We start from the raw sequence: 17405 nt of genomic DNA, 5'->3' as shown, positions 1-17405 counted from the left end.
CTTGGGATCGACGGGCGTCAACATCGCACACATATAGCAAGCGGAGGGCCGTTCCGCCATTGCGGCGTCCGGCCAGGGCGAGCGCCCGCCCAGATGGTTAATCGGCCCGGTAAGTCCGGCCGCCGTCGCCTTGCCTGAAATCGGCCAGAACGGTCTCCCCGGCCACCGCGGTCTGGCCTACGGAAACCAGCGCCTTGCCGCCTTCGGGCAGGTAGACGTCGAGCCGGGAGCCGAAGCGGATCAACCCGAACCGCTCGCCGGCGCCGATCGACTGCCCTTCGCGGACGAATGAGACAATACGCCGCGCCACCAGCCCCGCGATCTGGACCACGCCGATGCGGCCGTTCGGCGTCGAGATCACAAGCGAATTGCGCTCATTGTCTTCGCTCGCCTTGTCGAGTTCGGCGTTGATGAAGGCGCCCGGCCGATACGCAATGCGATCGATCCGCCCGGTCACCGGACTGCGGTTCACGTGGCAGTTGAACACGCTCATGAAGACCGAAATCCGCAGCAGCGGCCGGTCACCGAGACCAAGCTCGGCCGGCGGCAGCACCATCGAGATCAGCGAGACCCGACCGTCGGCCGGCGAAACCACGATGCCCTCGCGCACCGGCGTCACCCGCACCGGATCGCGGAAGAACAGCGCGCACCACACCGTCAGCACGGTTCCGATCCAGCCCAGCGGCGTCCAGATCCAGAACAGGATCAGGCTGACCAGCGCAAAGCCGCCGATGAACGGATAGCCTTCCGGATGGATCGGCGGAATTTGCGCGCGGATGGAATTGGCGATGGACATCAGGGCTTCACTGTCATTTATCCCCTCTCCCGTTGCGGGAGAGAGATTGGTTTTCGGTCATTCCGCCGCAGCCGGGGTAACCAGCACGTCATCGACCGGCGGCGGCGCGCGGTTCGGCGCTTCGTTGTCGTCGGCAATCCGCGCCAGTCGCTCCCGCGCCTCCTGGGCTTCGCGCTGCCTGTTCCACATACTGGCATAAAGTCCGCCCGATGCCAAAAGCACGGCGTGAGTTCCACGCTCGGCGATCCTGCCCTGATCCAGCACGATGATTTCGTCGGCGCCGACGATGGTGGACAGCCGATGCGCGATCACCAGCGAGGTGCGGTTGCGCGACACCCGCTCCAGCGCTTCCTGGATTTCATGCTCGGTGTGGCTGTCGAGCGCCGAGGTCGCCTCGTCGAGCACCAGGATCGGCGGCGCCTTGAGCACGGTGCGCGCGATCGCGACGCGCTGCTTTTCGCCGCCCGACAGCTTCAGGCCGCGTTCGCCGACCTGGGTCTCGTAGCCCTTCGGCGACATCCGGATGAAGGGATCGATCTGGGCCAGCCGCGCGGCCTCCTCCACTTCGGCGTCGGTGGCGTCCCAGCGGCCGTAGCGGATGTTGTAGCGGATGGTGTCGTTGAACAGCACGGTATCCTGCGGCACCATGCCGATCGAGGCCCGCAAGGAGGCCTGCGTGACCTGCCGGATATCCTGGCCGTCGATCATGATCCTGCCGCTGGAGACGTCATAGAGACGGAACAACAGCCGCGAGATGGTCGACTTGCCGGCGCCGGAGGGACCGACGATCGCGACCGTCTTGCCGGCCGGCACCTCGAAGCTGAGACCCTTGAGGATCGGACGCTCGGGGTCGTAGGCGAATTGTACGTCGTCGAACCGCACATTGCCCGAGGTCACGACCAGCGGCGTGGCGCCGGGAAGATCCTTGATCTCCGGATGGCGCGACAGCACGCTGAACATCTTCTCGATGTCGATGATCGCCTGCTTGATCTCGCGATACACCATGCCCATGAAATTCAGCGGCTGGTAAAGCTGGATCATCATGGCGTTGACCATGACGAAATCGCCGACCGTATTGGTGCCGTTGCGCACGCCGATCGCGCACATCAGCATGGTCGCGGTCAGGCCCACGGTGAAAACGACCGCCTGCCCGGTATTGAGCACCGCCAGCGAGGTATAGGTCTTCACGCTGTTGCGCTCGTAGCGCTCCATCGAATGGTCGTAACGCTCGGCCTCGCGCTGCTCGGCGCTGAAATACTTCACCGTCTCGTAGTTCAACAGCGAGTCGATCGCCTTGGTGTTCGCCTCGGTATCGGAATCGTTCATCTTGCGGCGAATCTCGATACGCCATTCGGTCGCGATGTAGGTATAATACATGTAGATGACGACCATGATCAGCGTGACCAGCACGTAGCGCCAGTCGAACTGCCACAGCAGCACGGCCATCAGCAGCGAGACCTCGACGATGGTCGGGACCAGCTGCAGGATCACCATCCGCACGATGACCTCGATGCCGGAGCGGCCGCGCTCCAGCACCCGCGTCAGGCCGCCGGTCTTGCGCTCCAGATGGAAGCGCAGCGACAGCTCGTGCATGTGGATGAAGGTGAGATAGGCGAGCTTGCGCACCGCATGCATCGCGACACGGGCGAAGATGCCGTCGCGCCATTGCGTCAGCACCGCCATCAGCACGCGCATGGCGCCATAGCTGGCGGTCATGATCAGGGGCGACGCAATCAGCCACAGCGTCCAGTTCGAGGACTGCACCGGGGCGGTATCGGCCCCCGTCAGCGCGTCGATCGCCCATTTGAAGGTGAACGGCACCGACAGCGTCGCCAGCTTCGCAGCCAGCAACAGCACCATCGACCAGACCACGCGCATCTTGAGATCGGCGCGGTCGCCCGGCCAGATATACGGCCACAGATGCGCCAGCGTCCCGATCAGGGTCGCCTGTTCGACGGATCTGCCGGGGGGCATCGCTTCTTCGCCGGAGCCCCCGTTCGAGTGACCGTGAGCCATCAATCGAGAGCCTGGCGCAAAATGGCGCGCCGATCAGTCGTCGCGCGGATTTTCTGGTTGGTCTTCATTCTGCCCGTCATATAGAGCGTTTGAGCGCCGCTTGCACCCTCAGGAAAGGCAAATCTTTCGCGATTTGCCCAGATTTGCGGGACAATTCAATCGCCTTTGCGAATCAGCCCGCCTTGACGCCCCTACGTTGCGGTGCCACATGCCCAATATGAGCATCATCAAAACCGTCTGTGTCTATTGCGGCTCCGGCCCCGGCACAAACCCCCGCTTTGTCGAAGCCGCCTTTGCATTCGGAAAGGCCCTCGCCGACAACGGCATCCGCCTCGTTTATGGCGGCGGCTCGGTCGGGCTGATGGGCGCCGTGGCCAAATCCGTACTCGATCACGGCGGCACCGTGACCGGCATCATCCCGGAATTCCTCACCGGCCGCGAAAACGCGCTGAAGCGCGTTCAGGACCTGATCGTCACCCCCGACATGCACGAGCGCAAGCGGCTGATGTTCGAGCACTCCGACGCATTCGTGGCGCTGCCTGGCGGCGTCGGCACGCTGGAGGAACTGGTGGAACAACTGACCTGGCAGCAACTCGGCCGTCACAACAAGCCGATCCTGCTCGCCGACATCGATGGCTTCTGGGAACCGCTGCTGGCGCTGCTCGCGCATATGCGTGAGACGGAGTTCATCCGCCCCAACCTGCAGGTCGATATCCTCAAGGCCGAACGCGTCGAGGATATCCTGCCGCGCCTGCGCGCCGCCGCGGCGCGTGCGCCCGCCGTCGCGGAGGCACTGACGCCCGAGTTGGCAAGAAGACTTTAGGAACTAGCCTCCTCCCTGGGAAACGTCACCGCCTCAATGCGATTGCCATCGGGATCGATGACGAACGCCGCGTAGTATTTCACGCGATCATGCGGGCGCAGCCCCGGTGCGCCGTCGGAGCGGCCGCCGGCATTCAGCGCGGCGGCATGAAACGCATCGACGTCAGCAATAGCCCTCGCGCGAAGACAGATATGGACGCCGCTCTCCGGCGCGACCTCGGCCATCCCGTCGCGCAGATTGATCCAGAACTCGGGATAGGCCTTGCCGAAGCCGATCGTAGCGGGCCGCGTCACCAGCCGCGACAGACCGAGCGGCGCCAGCGTTGCCTCATAGAAGCGCGCGGCGCGTTCAAGATCGCGGACACCGACGGAGATGTGGTCGATCATTGGAAGGCATCCTCGAATATCGACACGTCATTAGGGGATGGTCCGCAGGACCAGACCCGGAATCTCGAGATTCCGGGTTCGATGCTTCGCATCGCCCCGGAATGACGGAAGCACCTCACGCCGGCGCGCCTGATTTCACCAGCTTGTAAATGACCGAATCCATCAGCGCCTGAAACGACGCATCGATGATATTGGGCGACACGCCGATCGTGGTCCAGCTCTCGCCCTGCTCGTCCTCGCTCTCGATCAAGACCCGCGTCACCGCTTCCGTGCCGCCATTGAGGATACGCACGCGATAGTCGATCAGCTTCAGGCCTTCGATGTATTTCTGGTATTTGCCGAGATCCTTGCGCAGCGCCACGTCGAGCGCATTGACGGGACCGTTGCCCTCGGCCGCCGAGATCAGCCGTTCGCCGGCGACGTCGACCTTCACCACCGCCATCGCCACTGTGACGCGCTGGCCGTTGGCGTTGTAGCGCTGCTCGACATTGACGTCGAACTGCTCGACCCGGAAATATTCCGGCACCTTGCCGAGCGTGCGCCGCGCCAGCAGTTCGAACGAGGCATCGGCGGACTCATAGGCGTAGCCGGCGGCTTCGCGCTCCTTCAGTTCCTCGACGAGGCGCAGCAGCTTCGGGTCGTTCTTGTCATGGGGGATGCCGGCGCGTTCCAGTTCGGCAATCACGTTGGAGCGGCCGGCCTGATCCGACACCAGCACCTTGCGGTGATTGCCGACGGTCTCGGGCGATACATGCTCGTAGGTCTGCGGATCCTTCAGCACGGCGGAGGCATGAATGCCGGTCTTGGTCACGAACGCGCTTTCGCCGACATAAGCCGCGTGGCGGTTCGGCGCCCGGTTGAGCATGTCGTCGAGCGTCCGCGACACCTTCATCAGGGTCGCCATCCTGTCGGCGGACACGCCGATCTCGAAGGCATCGGAAAATTCGCGCTTCAGCCGCAGCGTCGGGATCAGCGAGCACAGATTGGCGTTGCCGCAGCGCTCCCCTAACCCGTTCAGCGTGCCCTGGATCTGGCGCGCGCCGGCGCGCACCGCCGCCAGCGAGTTGGCCACCGCCTGCTCGGTGTCGTTATGGGCGTGGATACCGACGTGATCGCCCGGAATATGTTTCACCACCTCGCCGACGATGGTCTCGATCTCGTGCGGCATGGTGCCGCCATTGGTGTCGCACAGCACCACCCAGCGCGCGCCGGAATCATAGGCCGCCTTGGCGCAGGCCAGCGCGAAATCGGCGTTCTCCTTGTAGCCGTCGAAGAAGTGCTCGCAATCGAGCATCACCTCGCGGCCTGCGGCTTTCGCCGCACCGACGCTGTCGCGGATCGAAGCGAGGTTTTCCTCGTTGGTGGTTTCGAGCGCGACGCGGACCTGATAGGCGGAGGACTTTGCGACGAAGCAGATCGCATCGGCCTTGGCCTCGATCAGCGCCGCGAGCCCCGGATCGTTCGAGGCCGAGCGGCCCGGACGCCGCGTCATGCCGAACGCCGTGAACTTCGCATGTTCGAGATCAGGCTTTTTGGCAAAGAATTCGCTGTCGGTCGGATTGGCGCCGGGATAGCCGCCCTCGACATAATCGATGCCGAGTTGGTCGAGCATCTGCGCGATGATCTGCTTGTCGTGCAGCGTGAAGTCGACGCCGTTGGTCTGTGCGCCGTCGCGCAGCGTGGTGTCGAACAGATAGAGGCGTTCGCGGCTCATGTGGAAGCTCCCGGCGCAGCCCCTTGGACAAGCGTCTTCTGCATCGTGGTGTTGGCCAGCCACTCGCCGTTGACGGTGACGGTGTTGCGCTGTTTGGCGACGTAGCCGCGCCTGGCGAAGAAATCCAGCGCGCTGTCGCTGGCGTCGACGGTTAGGTTCTTGGCGCCGCGGCCGCCGGCGAGTTTTTCCAGCGCATCGCACAGCGTCGCGGCGACGCCCTGCCCGACCGCGCCCGGGTGAACATAGAGCATGTCGATATGGTCGGCGCCTTTCAGCGAGGCAAAGCCGACCGGCGACCCCTGCAGCGTGGCGATCAGCGTGAGCGTACCCGCCAGACGCTTGCCGAATTGCTCCTCGTCCTCGGCGGCGCTGGCCCAGGCTTGCTGCTGCGCTTCGCTGTAGTCATCGCCGGTCAATTCGGCGATAGCAGCGGCGAAGATCGCCGCCAGCACCGGCGTATCCTCGTCGAGAAACGGCCGCAACGCGGGTTTGGGCAACGTCTGTCCCATCGCAATATTCACCACATGCCGTACAGCTTCAGGGCCAGCGCCACGGCGGCGGCAATCAGCAGGATCTTCAGCGCGATATAATAGAACCAGTGCTTTGGAAACGGCGTATCGGGCTTGGTCATCGCGCGATCTCCCATGTGGTGCCTTCCTTGGAATCCTTGATGACGACGCCCATGGCGGCCAGTTCATCGCGGATCCGATCCGATTCCCTGAAATCCTTGCGAGCGCGCGCGGCGGCGCGATCGGAGATCAAGCCATCGATCTGTCTTGCATCGACGCCGCTCGCCTGCTGCTTCCGGCCCTTCCATTGCGCTGCGCTCTCGGACAGGAAACCGAGCAGCCGCAGCGTCGCAGCGAACTCGCCGCGGTCGCGCTCGTTGCCGGATGCCGCCGCATTGCGCAGGCCGTGCAGCGAGGCGATCATCTGCGGCGTGTTCAGATCGTCCGAAAGCGCTGCGATGACGGCATCGGATGGCCGGTCGGATTTGACGTCGGCGGCAATGGCGTACCAGTCATCGAGCGTCTTCGCGCTCTCTTCGAGGTTCTTCGAGGTCCAGTCGATCGGCGAGCGATAATGCGTCTTCAACATATTGAGGCGCAGCACCTCGCCCGGCCAATCCGCCAGGGATTCCCTGATGGTGATGAAGTTGCCGAGACTTTTCGACATCTTCTCGCTTTCGACCTGCAGGAAGCCGTTGTGCATCCAGACATTGGCCATGCGGTCGGCGTGAAAGGCGCAAGTGCTCTGCGCGAGTTCGTTCTCGTGATGCGGAAACACCAGGTCGATGCCGCCGCCGTGGATGTCGAACTGCTCGCCGAGGTGCTTCCACGCCATCGCCGAGCACTCGATGTGCCAGCCCGGACGGCCTTGCGCCTTGATGCCCGACGGCGACGGCCATGACGGCTCGCCCGGTTTCGACGGCTTCCACAGCACGAAGTCGGTGGCGTCGCGCTTGTAGGGCGCGACATCGACGCGGGCGCCGGCGATCATCTCGTCGAGCGAGCGGTTGGCGAGCGCGCCGTAGCGCGGCAACACCGAATTCGCGGCATTCATCGCCTGCGGCGAGAACAGCACGTGGTCCTCGGCGACATAGGCGAAGCCGCCCTGCACCAGCCGCTCGATGATGTCGCGCATTTCCGCGATATGCTCGGTGGCGCGCGGCTCGACCGTCGGCCGCAGGCAGCCCAGCGCATCGACATCAGCGTGGAACTGCTTTTCGGTCTGCTCGGTGACCTTGCGGATCGCCTCGTTCAGCGGCAGGCCGGGGAAATCCCGCGCCGCACGATCGTTGATCTTGTCGTCGACGTCGGTGATGTTGCGGACATAGGTGACGTGGCCGGCGCCATAAACATGCCGCAGCAGACGGAACAGCACGTCGAACACGATGACCGGGCGCGCATTGCCGATATGGGCGAAGTCATAGACCGTCGGCCCGCAGACATACATGCGCACGTTCTTGGGATCGAGCGGCGCAAATGGCCGCTTTTCCTTGGTCAACGTATCGTACAGGCGCAAATCCATGGATATCCCGTCCCTTGCGGCCGGGCGTCCAGTGATCTCGTGTGAGAAAAGACGGCCTCAGCCAGCGAATCGCTAGCTCATAATCTCGCGGCAAATGCTGCAGATGGCGAGGAAACCGTTCATGAAAAACACCATGGGCCAGCCCGGGGGACGCCGTCAAGGCCTTGCAAACGCCCGATTCGGCCGGCAAACGGCCCGCCCCGCCATGGTTAATCATTCTTAACGTTTTGAGTTTATTCGAATGAGGGCCGTTTCCTCATTCATTTGGTGCAGCATGCGATCCCTGTCAGCGCTCTTGACCTGTCTTTCCCTGCTCGCCGCGACGGCCGCATCGGCCGACAGCCGTGTCTTCATCATCGCCAACCAGGCGGACGGCTACGGCGTCGACCAGTGCCTCGCCAAGGGCGAAAAATGCGGCGCCCACGCCGCCCGCTCCTATTGCCAGTCGCGGGATTTCGCCCAGGCCGTGTCGTACCGGCGGGTCGATCCCGACGAAGTAACCGGCGCTATCCCGAAGGCGGCCGGCGGCAATTGCAGCCACGCCGGTTGCAACGAATACGTCGCCATTACCTGCCAGCGCTGAAGCCGTCCTGCCCCGGCGGGTTGGCGGCCAGTTCCGCCACACCGGCGCCCCGGAAACGACGTGACGCTGCCCCGAGAAGCAGGTATGTCAGGCCGCGTTGGCCGCGCTTTTCGGTGCTATCGGCCTGCGCGGTTTAGCTTCTCATTGGCCGGATATGCTGGAAACGCCGATTACCCCCTTCTGCCGCCGGATTCTGGCCGGCGCCGTGCTGCTCGGCGCGGCCGCGCTCGGCGTTGACGCCTTCGCCCAGGTGAATCCGGGACCGCCGCAGGGCGGTGCCGCCGTCAATCCGATGTGCCCGCGGCTGGAGGCGCAACTGGCGAGCATCGATCGCGGCGGCGGCAGCGGCGATCCCGCCAAGGAAGAGCAGATCCGCCGCTACCAGGATGCCGCTTCCAGGCAGCAGGCCGAACTCGACCGCGTCACCTCGCAGGCCAAGCGCATGGGCTGCGACAGTTCCGGATTTTTCTCGCTGTTTTCGGGCCAGTCGGCGCAATGCGGTCCGGTCAACAACCAGATCCAGCAGATGCGCGGCAATCTCGACCAGATCACCACCAGCCTCGAACGGCTGCGCGGCGGCGGCTTCGGCGGCTCCGAGCGCGAGAACCAGCGCCGCTCCGTGTTGACGGCGCTCGCCCAGAACAATTGCGGGCCGCAATATGCCGCAGCCGCCCGCAACGGCGGCAATTTCCTCGAAAATCTGTTCGGCGACAGGGGCAATCTCAATGCGCCCCCCGGCGATCTCGGGCCGCAATCCGGAACCTATCGCACCGTCTGTGTGCGTACCTGCGACGGCGCCTATTTCCCGGTCTCCTTCGCCACCGTGCCGGCACGCTTCCCGGATGACGAGAAGAGCTGCAAGGCGCTGTGTCCAGCGACGGAAGCGACGCTGTTTTCCTATCGCAATCCCGGCGAAGACATGAACCAGGCGGTCTCGATCAGCGGCCAGCCTTATTCGGCGCTGCCGAATGCGTTCAAATACCGCACCGAGTTCAATCCGTCCTGCGCCTGCAAGGCGGCCGGACAGACCTGGTCGGACGCGCTGAAAGCCGTCGATGACAAGGCCGCCGCCGAACAGCAGGGCGACATCATCGTCACCGAGGAGAGCGCGAAGAAGATGGCGCGGCCGCCTGCGCCGAAGGCGGTCAACGCCAAGAAGGGTGCGGCCCCCGCAGCCACGACCGCCACCGCGCCGGCGGCCAACGCTCCGGCCAGCACGGCGGCGACGGCAGGCACCACTCCGGACAACAAGCCGATCCGTTCGGTGGGGCCGACCTTCATCCCTGCGCGTTAAGGCCTTTATCCGATACGATAGTCCTACCCCTCGAACGCCTCCGCCGATCCGCGGGCTGCGCGCGACAGCAGCGCGTCGTCCGGTTGCGGCAACGCCTTGCCGGTATCGCGAAAACGGTTGGTAATGGGATAGCGGCGATCCCGGCCGAAATTCTTCTGCGTGACCTTGACGCCGGGAGCGGCCTGCCGCCGCTTGTATTCGGCGACGTTGAGCAGCCGATCGATCCGCGTCACCACGGCCGCGTCGAAGCCGGCGGCAATGATGTCAGCCAGCGGCTCCTCGCGCTCGACCAGCCCCTCGAGGATGGCGTCGAGCATGTCGTAGGGCGGCAGCGAATCCTGGTCGGTCTGGTTTTCGCGCAATTCAGCCGTCGGCGGCCGGGTGATGATGTTGACCGGGATCACTTCGCCCGAAGGGCCGAGCGCCCCGTCCGGCTTCCATGAATTGCGCAAAGTGGAGAGCCGGAACACCTCGGTCTTGTAGATGTCCTTGATCGGATTGAAGCCGCCGTTCATGTCGCCATAGATCGTGGCGTAGCCGACCGACATTTCCGACTTGTTGCCGGTCGTGACCACCATCGCGCCGGTCTTGTTGCTGATTGCCATCAACAGCGTGCCGCGCGCGCGCGCCTGCAGATTCTCTTCGGTGATGTCGCGCGGCAGGCCGGCGAAGGTTTTCGACAGGATTTCCTCGAAGCCGTTCACCGCCGGCGCGATCGGCAGCACCTCGTAGCGGATGCCGAGCGCCTTGGAGAGTTTCGCCGCGTCGTCGAGCGACACCTGGGCGGTAAAACGAAACGGCAGCATCACGCCACGAACCCGGTCGGCGCCGAGCGCGTCGACCGCGATCGCCGCGCACAGCGCCGAATCGATGCCGCCGGAGACGCCGAGCAGCACGCCGGGAAATCCGTTCTTGCCGACGTAATCGCGCAAGCCGAGCACGCAGGCCGCATAATCGCCCTTGTCGCCGTCGACGACAGGCGCCACCGGCCCGTCGCAGCGCCAGCCGGCGTCGGTCTTGCGCCAGCGCAGGGTCGTGATGTTCTCCTCGAACGCTGGCAATTGCGCCGCGACCGACAGATCGCCGTTCAGCGCGAACGAGGCGCCGTCGAACACCAGTTCGTCCTGTCCGCCGATCTGGTTGAGATAGACCAGAGGCAGCCCGCTTTCGGTGACGCGGGCGACCGCGATCGACAGCCGCAGATCGTTCTTGTCGCGCGCATAGGGCGAACCGTTGGGCACCACAAGGATTTCCGCCCCGGTCTCGGCCAGACATTCGACGACGTTCTCGTAGTCCTCGGACTCCTCGAGCCAAATGTCCTCGCAGATGGGAACGCCGACCCGGATGCCGCGGATCGTTACCGGGCCCGCGGCGGGGCCGCGCGCGAACAGGCGCTTTTCGTCGAACACGCCGTAGTTCGGCAGATTGGCCTTGTAACGGATGGCGGCGATGCGGCCGCCGTCGAGCAGCGCGCAGGCATTATAGAGCTTGCCGTCCTCGACCCAGGGACTGCCGATCAGCACCGCCGGGCCGCCATCGCCGGTCTCGCGCGCCAGCGCCTCGACGGCGGCGCGGCAGGCCGACTGCAGCGCCGGTTTCAGGACCAGGTCTTCCGGCGGATAGCCGCAGATGAACAGTTCCGGCAGTACCAGCAAATCGGCGCCATCAGCCGTCGCCCGCGCGCGGGCGGCGCGCGCCTTGGCGGCGTTGCCCTCGACGTCGCCGACGATCGGGTTCAACTGCGCCAGCGTGATCTTGAACTGAGGTTCGGTCATTTGCCGATGGTGCCCTGCACAAGCCCAAACTGCAATCGCATGCTTTCAGATCACGCCCATGCGTTCGGCGATGGCGAACAGCCAGAACAGGCCGGCCATGACCAGCGCGACGCCGACCGCCGCCGAGCCCATGTCCTTGACCTGGCCGATCTGCGGATCATGGTCGGTGGTGAGCCGGTCGGCGAGCTTTTCGATCGCGGTGTTGAGCAGTTCGACCACCAGCACCAGAGCGACGGCGGCGACCAGTTCGACGCTGCGCATGGTGGTGACGCCGATCAACCACGCCAGCGGCAAGGCCAGCGTCAGCGCCGCGATCTCCTCGCGCACCGCCTGCTCCGAGCGGATGGCAAAGGCGAGGCCGTTGCGCGTATTGATGGTGGCCCGCCAGAACCGCAGCAAATCAGAGTCCTGCTGCGGCCGGCATCGGCTGCGCCTTGCCGGCGCGTTCCTGCTTGAGCAGTTCGGCGATCAGGAAGGCCATGTCGATCGACTGCTCGGCATTGAGGCGGGGATCGCACACGGTGTGATAGCGATCGCTGAGATCCTCTTGGGTGATGGCGCGCGCGCCGCCGATGCATTCGGTGACGTCCTGCCCGGTCATTTCAAGATGGACGCCGCCGGCGTGGGTGCCTTCGGCGGCGTGGATGGTGAAGAACGACTTCACTTCCGACAGAATGCGGTCGAACGGCCGGGTCTTGTAGCCCGACGTCGAGGAAATGGTGTTGCCGTGCATCGGATCGCACGACCACACCACGACGCGGCCCTCGCGCTGCACGGCGCGGATCAGCCCCGGCAGGTGATCGCCGATCTTGTCGGAGCCGAAACGGTTGATCAGCGTCAGCCGTCCGGCTTCGTTATCCGGATTGAGGATGTCGATCAGCTTCAACAGCTCGTCCGGCTTCAGCGAGGGACCGCATTTCAGCCCGATCGGATTCTTGATGCCGCGGAAATATTCGACATGGCCGTGATCGAGCTGGCGGGTGCGGTCGCCGATCCAGATCATGTGGCCCGAGGTGGCGTACCAGTCACCGGTGGTGGAATCGACCCGGGTGAAGGCCTGCTCGTAGCCGAGCAGCAGCGCCTCATGGCTGGTGTAGAAATCGGTGGCGCGCAGCTCCGGGTGGCTTTCCAGGTCGAGCCCGCAGGCGCGCATGAAGTTCAGCGCGTCCGAGATGCGGTCGGCCAGTTCCTTGTAACGGCGCGACTGCGGGGAATCCTTGAGGAAGCCGAGCATCCACTGATGCACGCTGCCGAGATTGGCAAAACCGCCGGTGGCGAACGCCCGCAGCAGGTTGAGCGTCGCCGCCGACTGGCGGTAGGCCATCAACTGACGCTGCGGATCGGGGGTGCGCGCCTCCCGCGTGAAGGCAATGTCGTTGACGATGTCGCCGCGGTAGCTCGGCAGCTCGACGCCGTCGATCTTTTCGGTCGGCGACGAACGCGGCTTGGCGAACTGGCCGGCGATGCGGCCGACCTTCACGACAGGCAGCGCGCCGGCATAGGTCAAAACCACGGCCATCTGCAGCAGCACGCGGAAGAAATCGCGGATGTTGTTGGCGCCATGCTCGGCAAAACTCTCCGCGCAGTCGCCGCCCTGCAGCAGGAACGCCTCGCCCTTGGCGACGCGCCCGAGCGCCTTTTTCAGGTTGCGGGCCTCACCGGCAAAGACCAGCGGCGGAAACGTGGCGAGCTGCGCCTCGACATCCGCCAACGCCTTGGCGTCGGGATATTCCGGGATCTGCAGCGACGGCTTGGCGCGCCAGCTATCGGGTGTCCACCGCTCGGACATGACGTTAACTCCTGAGCAAAAACCGCTACTTATGGCAGGTAGCCGAAGGGCCGGGTTATACACAGGCTGTTGAAGAACCGCCAGAGCGCGATCACCGTCGATGACAGCCGTTGCGCCCTATCCTTTTGTTCGGGCACGATCTTTTCGCAAGGTTCCGTACTGCTTTTCCGGATCGTCCACCTCGAATTCAAGTTCTCCAGACAACCCCTTGCGGCAAAAGCCGAATTCGCATTTGCTGGCGCAACCAAGAAGGCCGGGGGAAATCGGTGGCTGAGGCTGCGCTGGACGACGTTTTCATCGACGACATTACCTTCCCTGCGACCGACGGGTATCTGCTTGGGGCGACGCTGTTTTTGCCGCGGGGGGCGAAGAGCCATGCCGTCCTGATCAATTCGGCTACGGCGACGCCGCGCAAGGTCTACCGGCAGTTCGCCGGCTATCTGGCGCGCCGCGGCTGCGCGGTCTTGACCTACGACTACCGCGGCATCGGCGACAGCAGGCAGAAGGCCATGGTCGGCTACAACCAGACCAAGTCGCTGGCCGGCTTCAACGCCACGATGTCGGACTGGGCCGGCAAGGACGTCACCGCGGCGGTGGCCTGGATGCGCGAGCGCTACCACACCCTGCCGCTCAACTTCGTCGGCCATTCCTTCGGCGGCCAGGCGCTGGGGCTGCTCGCCAACAACACCGAGGTCTCGCGCACGCTCTTCATCGCGGCGCAAGCCGGCTACTGGAAGCTGATGGCCCCGCCGGAGAACTACCGCGTCTATGCCATGCTGAAATTCGTCGGCCTCCCCCTCACCCGGCTGATGGGCTATGCGCCCGGCTGGACCGGTCTCGGCGAGGACCTGCCGAAAGGCGTGTTCGAGCAATGGGCCTCCTGGGTCATGAGCGAGCGCTATCTGTTCACCGATCCCAAGCTGCCGGGCCTGTCGAATTTCGCCAACTACAAGGGCGCGCTGCGCGCGCTGTGCTTCTCCGACGATCCCTGGGCGACGCGGCCGGCGGTCGGATTGCTGTGTTCAGGATTTACGGCAATCGAGCCGGAGATCCTGACCATCAAGCCCGCCGACATCGGCGTCACCAGGATCGGCCATTTCGGCTTCTTCCGCCCCGAGCACCGCGACACGCTGTGGCGCGGGGCGGCGGAATGGATCCAGGCGTAAATGCACCCTCTCCGTCATCCCTGCGAAGCAGGGATCCATAGCCACCGCCGCGCATTTCTAAAAAAGACTGCCGCTCCAGCCGAGCGCAACATCATGTCTTGGGTGATGGGTCCCGGCTCAAGGCCGGGACGACGGCGGTGATTGTGGCTGCAGAACTCCCCGACGGTCTCGCATCGGACGTCAGCGACGGCCGCCCTTCGGATAATCTTCATCCATGATCATAAAATAGAATCCGGTGATGGCCGCGCCAAAAGGCAAAATACATGGAAGCGCCGGTCACCAGAATGATCGTGGCCGTGATCGGGCTCGTGCTGCGCAGCACGACATGCGAGATGCTCTGGACGTTCAGGACAAGGAGCGACATTATGAAAAGAGCGCCCAGGGTCGCTCCCATCCCGAAGTGAAGCGCCACGCGTCGAAAAAGCTCCCGCTCGCTCATGGGAAGCTCGCCTAAAATAGGTCTTAAGCGATAACGTCGCGAGCAAGCCGAAGGTTCCCCGGCGGCTGAAAAATCCATTCGCGAGGCCGGCCGCACGGAGGCGGAAGCCGGGTCAGTCCGGCTGGAAGCCCATGGCGGGCTGCGCGCTACAGCGGACAAATTCCACCGGGATCAGGGAATGAATTTCAGACCGTAGGTCTTGCCGCGACGCCAAACCACTTCGCAGGGCTGGCGCTTCGGATGATCCGGCACCAGCGCAAGTTTGAACCTGTCCCTGACGTCTATCACCTGATCCGTCACGATTTTGGCGCCGCCCGGCGAGACGTCCAGCACGAAGCATGCGCGCCGCGTCATGCCGTCGTCGACGGTAAACCAGGCCGGCTGTTTGTCCACCTGCCGGCGCGGTTCGCGCTGTACCTTCAACCTTGGCCCATCAGGAGTCATGACGACCATCATCCATCGTTGGACTAGCAAATCAGCTTGAAGGCGCACCCGTAAAGCTCTGCTTAGCGCATTGCCTTGCAATTTAAGGGTTTGTCGCCGCGGTCAGTCCTTCGGCTTGACCATGTTCGAGGCCATGAACTCCGCGACCGCAGTGGAATATTCCTTCAGTCCCTCGAAACTGAAATGCATGTCGTACTTCCAGTAGAGCGCCTCGGGGTGCGATCCGGACCGCTGCTTCAAGGTCTCGGTGGCGTTGAAGTAGAGGAAGTGGTTGGCAAGGCTGGTCTGGCGCACCGACGAACTGACGAGATCGTTCCAGACGCGGCCCGCGGCGTCGGGTTTCATATGCTGAAGATGCGGGTGCGAGACGAACAGCACCTGGCTGCCGTCCCTGGTGTATTCCTTCAGGACCCCGGCCAGCTCCTGCAGGTTCTGCCTGAAAACCGCCAGCGGCTCGGAATATTTTCGTTCCAGATCGGGGCCATGGTCCCGCGAATAGGAAAACATCGCGAGGCCCGACCGGTATTTCTCGATCACCGCCGGCATGCGCACATAGGTGTGCCAGAGCTTTGCCGCCAGCCGCCTCAGATATGACGGATGCTGGCGGGCCTCCATCAGGCCGACGCTGCATTCGTGTCCGATCGGCGACGCCTTGACGCCGACATTCTGACCGCCTTCGTTGCGGACGATCAGCTTGCGGTATCGCGCGAAGTCGTCGTACAGATCGGTCTCGTCGATGTCCACCACGACATAGTCGGGACGCAGGATCGGCAGCAGCTTCCTCGCCTGCGGCACGAAGATGGCCGGAGAATAGGAGGTATATCCGGCGTTGTAGGTTTTCAGGCAGACCCCCCGCTCCGTCTTGAAGTATCTTGCGACGTGATACGGCAGCGTGTTCTTTGCGTCGTAGCCTTCCATGAAGGAATCGCCGAGGAACAGCACCGAAACCGGATTCTTACATCCGGCCAGCAGTTCCGTATCGTCGATGATCCTGATGCCGTTGACGTCGAAGGATCGCTGGTAGCTGAAGCCGGTCAGATCGCCATAAATGCACAGGTTCTGGTTTTCCGGTTCCGGCTTGTGGTTCAAGACGTCGGATTCCCAGTCCAGACCGACCTTCGCCAATTCGAGATCGTACAGCGGACCGAAATACTGCTGCATCCGCAACCCGGCCTCGAAGATAGCGGCCCACACGACGACCAGCAGCGCCGCCTGTCCGAGCAAGCCAAGCAACCGCCTCATGGAAGCTCTCCGTAATGGGCGCCGAACCGCTCAACAGGCGCACAAGATCGTTGCAGGATCATGGCTTCCCTCACGTTCCGACACGAAGCGGTGCGCGCAGCTTGCGAAGACAGGCAATGACGGACAGCGCGGTGATGAGACCCGTCTTCGGGTTTTCCGAGGGGATATTCTCGATCGACATGGAAAAGCGGGCGGAATCGGATTCCACGTCGATCCGGTGCATGTTACGCGTCACTTTGGGATCGGCCCAGATCTCGATCGTCGTTCGATCGGGACCGATCCCGGCCAGCGACAGCGCGGCGGCGACATTCACATTGGCCGGAAATCCCTTCGCCGCCTCGCGCGCCGTGCCGTCGAATATTTTGAGAGGCTCGGTAATCCGCTCGATGTCGATGTCGTTTTCGACGACATAGGGAGCGCCGGCGAGCCCGCGGACCGGCTTCCGGGTGACCATCCGGACCGAATGGATCTTCCCGACCGCTGCGGCGGTCACGGCGTCGAGCCCGATCAGCGCGCCTGTGGGCACCACGATCTGGCCGCCGTTCCGCTTCGCCAGTTCAATGAGGTCTTCGTGATCGAGCAGCGCACCGGCGCTGAGCACGATTGCGATCTTTCCGCCTGTTACGAACGGCGCGACGATCGAGCGGACGAGCCTGCTCGGGGCGCATTCGATGACGATGTCGGCGACATCGACCAGCGCCTCGATCGGCAGGACGGCAGGCGTTCGCGTCAGACCGGCAAGCCGGCTGCGGTGCTTTTCGGGGTTCTGCACCGACACCGCTGATAGCACCAGGCCATCGATGCCCCGGTCCAGCGCCTCCACCACCCTGGTGCCGACAGCGCCGAGCCCGACCACCGCAATCCGCAGATCAGGCCGCACGCTTTTCTCCACATTGGCCATCGGGTA

The 17405-nt window shown here is 64.0% G+C and carries 17 protein-coding genes; 4 read left to right on the top strand and 13 right to left on the bottom strand.

Annotated elements, in window-relative coordinates; all coding sequences use genetic code 11:
• Positions 1 to 97 precede the first annotated feature (97 nt).
• Both KMZ68_RS10825 and KMZ68_RS10820 read right to left on the bottom strand, forming a co-directional pair.
• On the bottom strand, positions 98 to 796 hold the full coding sequence (locus KMZ68_RS10825) for a phosphatidylserine decarboxylase (protein WP_215615759.1): 699 nt from the start codon (positions 794 to 796) through the stop codon (positions 98 to 100).
• A gap of 57 nt (positions 797 to 853) precedes the next feature.
• Positions 854 to 2770: an ABCB family ABC transporter ATP-binding protein/permease gene (locus KMZ68_RS10820; RefSeq protein ID WP_249779585.1), complete on the bottom strand. Its 1917-nt coding sequence runs from the start codon at positions 2768 to 2770 to the stop codon at positions 854 to 856.
• A 259-nt stretch (positions 2771 to 3029) separates the two neighbouring features.
• On the opposite strand from KMZ68_RS10820, the gene KMZ68_RS10815 reads away from it, so the two are divergent.
• Complete coding sequence (locus tag KMZ68_RS10815; RefSeq protein WP_215615757.1) at positions 3030 to 3635, top strand: TIGR00730 family Rossman fold protein; 606 nt, start codon at positions 3030 to 3032, stop codon at positions 3633 to 3635.
• Here KMZ68_RS10815 and KMZ68_RS10810 read toward each other — a convergent pair.
• The 4 genes from KMZ68_RS10810 to cysS all read right to left on the bottom strand — a co-directional run bounded on the left by KMZ68_RS10810 (position 3632) and on the right by cysS (position 7766).
• Positions 3632 to 4021 carry a VOC family protein gene (locus tag KMZ68_RS10810; RefSeq protein WP_215615756.1) on the bottom strand — a complete coding sequence of 130 codons (390 nt, stop codon included), beginning with the start codon at positions 4019 to 4021 and terminating at the stop codon, positions 3632 to 3634. The two genes, KMZ68_RS10815 and KMZ68_RS10810, sit on opposite strands and share 4 nt — an antisense overlap.
• A gap of 115 nt (positions 4022 to 4136) precedes the next feature.
• Positions 4137 to 5735 carry a citramalate synthase gene (gene cimA, locus KMZ68_RS10805; RefSeq protein ID WP_215615755.1) on the bottom strand — a complete coding sequence of 533 codons (1599 nt, stop codon included), beginning with the start codon at positions 5733 to 5735 and terminating at the stop codon, positions 4137 to 4139.
• Positions 5732 to 6244 carry a GNAT family N-acetyltransferase gene (locus KMZ68_RS10800; RefSeq protein WP_215615754.1) on the bottom strand — a complete coding sequence of 171 codons (513 nt, stop codon included), beginning with the start codon at positions 6242 to 6244 and terminating at the stop codon, positions 5732 to 5734. Before KMZ68_RS10800 ends, cimA begins: the two co-directional genes overlap by 4 nt.
• Before the next feature lie 118 nt (positions 6245 to 6362).
• Complete coding sequence (gene cysS, locus KMZ68_RS10795) at positions 6363 to 7766, bottom strand: cysteine--tRNA ligase (RefSeq protein WP_215615753.1); 1404 nt, start codon at positions 7764 to 7766, stop codon at positions 6363 to 6365.
• Between the two features lie 274 nt (positions 7767 to 8040).
• Here cysS and KMZ68_RS10790 point away from each other — a divergent pair, with 274 nt between their 5' ends.
• Together KMZ68_RS10790 and KMZ68_RS10785 are read left to right on the top strand one after the other, a co-directional pair.
• Positions 8041 to 8349, top strand: coding sequence for a hypothetical protein (locus KMZ68_RS10790; protein ID WP_215615752.1), 309 nt, complete (start codon positions 8041 to 8043; stop codon positions 8347 to 8349).
• Between the two features lie 154 nt (positions 8350 to 8503).
• Positions 8504 to 9643, top strand: a complete 1140-nt coding sequence (locus KMZ68_RS10785) for a DUF2865 domain-containing protein (RefSeq protein WP_215615751.1) — start codon at positions 8504 to 8506, stop codon at positions 9641 to 9643.
• Positions 9644 to 9666: 23 nt separating this feature from the next.
• Here KMZ68_RS10785 and KMZ68_RS10780 read toward each other — a convergent pair whose 3' ends face one another.
• The 3 genes from KMZ68_RS10780 to KMZ68_RS10770 are packed head-to-tail and all read right to left on the bottom strand — an operon-like array spanning position 9667 to position 13207.
• Entirely contained in the window at positions 9667 to 11418 is a 1752-nt protein-coding gene (locus KMZ68_RS10780; RefSeq protein WP_215615750.1) for an NAD+ synthase, read from the bottom strand.
• Positions 11419 to 11463: 45 nt separating this feature from the next.
• On the bottom strand, positions 11464 to 11817 hold the full coding sequence (locus tag KMZ68_RS10775; RefSeq protein WP_215615749.1) for a diacylglycerol kinase: 354 nt from the start codon (positions 11815 to 11817) through the stop codon (positions 11464 to 11466).
• A 1-nt stretch (position 11818) separates the two neighbouring features.
• The gene (locus KMZ68_RS10770; protein ID WP_215615748.1) at positions 11819 to 13207 is read right to left on the bottom strand and encodes a class II 3-deoxy-7-phosphoheptulonate synthase; all 1389 of its coding nucleotides are present in this window, start codon (positions 13205 to 13207) and stop codon (positions 11819 to 11821) included.
• A gap of 266 nt (positions 13208 to 13473) precedes the next feature.
• Between KMZ68_RS10770 and KMZ68_RS10765 the strand changes: the two genes are divergently transcribed.
• A complete protein-coding gene (locus KMZ68_RS10765; protein ID WP_215615747.1) occupies positions 13474 to 14373 on the top strand; it encodes an alpha/beta hydrolase family protein in 900 nt (299 codons plus the stop codon).
• 208 nt (positions 14374 to 14581) lie between these two features.
• Here the strand turns inward: KMZ68_RS10765 and KMZ68_RS10760 are convergent, their stop codons facing one another.
• The 4 genes from KMZ68_RS10760 to KMZ68_RS10745 form a co-directional block, all read right to left on the bottom strand.
• Entirely contained in the window at positions 14582 to 14812 is a 231-nt protein-coding gene (locus KMZ68_RS10760) for a hypothetical protein (protein ID WP_215615746.1), read from the bottom strand.
• A 171-nt stretch (positions 14813 to 14983) separates the two neighbouring features.
• The gene (locus KMZ68_RS10755) at positions 14984 to 15256 is read right to left on the bottom strand and encodes a PilZ domain-containing protein (RefSeq protein ID WP_215615745.1); all 273 of its coding nucleotides are present in this window, start codon (positions 15254 to 15256) and stop codon (positions 14984 to 14986) included.
• Positions 15257 to 15358: 102 nt separating this feature from the next.
• Positions 15359 to 16498: a hypothetical protein gene (locus tag KMZ68_RS10750; protein ID WP_215615744.1), complete on the bottom strand. Its 1140-nt coding sequence runs from the start codon at positions 16496 to 16498 to the stop codon at positions 15359 to 15361.
• Between the two features lie 70 nt (positions 16499 to 16568).
• Positions 16569 to 17399, bottom strand: a complete 831-nt coding sequence (locus KMZ68_RS10745; protein ID WP_215615743.1) for an aspartate dehydrogenase — start codon at positions 17397 to 17399, stop codon at positions 16569 to 16571.
• Positions 17400 to 17405: the final 6 nt, after the last annotated feature.

This window comes from Bradyrhizobium sediminis, from assembly GCF_018736105.1.
Classification (GTDB): domain Bacteria; phylum Pseudomonadota; class Alphaproteobacteria; order Rhizobiales; family Xanthobacteraceae; genus Bradyrhizobium.
Note: the sequence above shows the minus strand (reverse complement) of the source record. Positions and strands in the feature narration are given on the sequence as shown.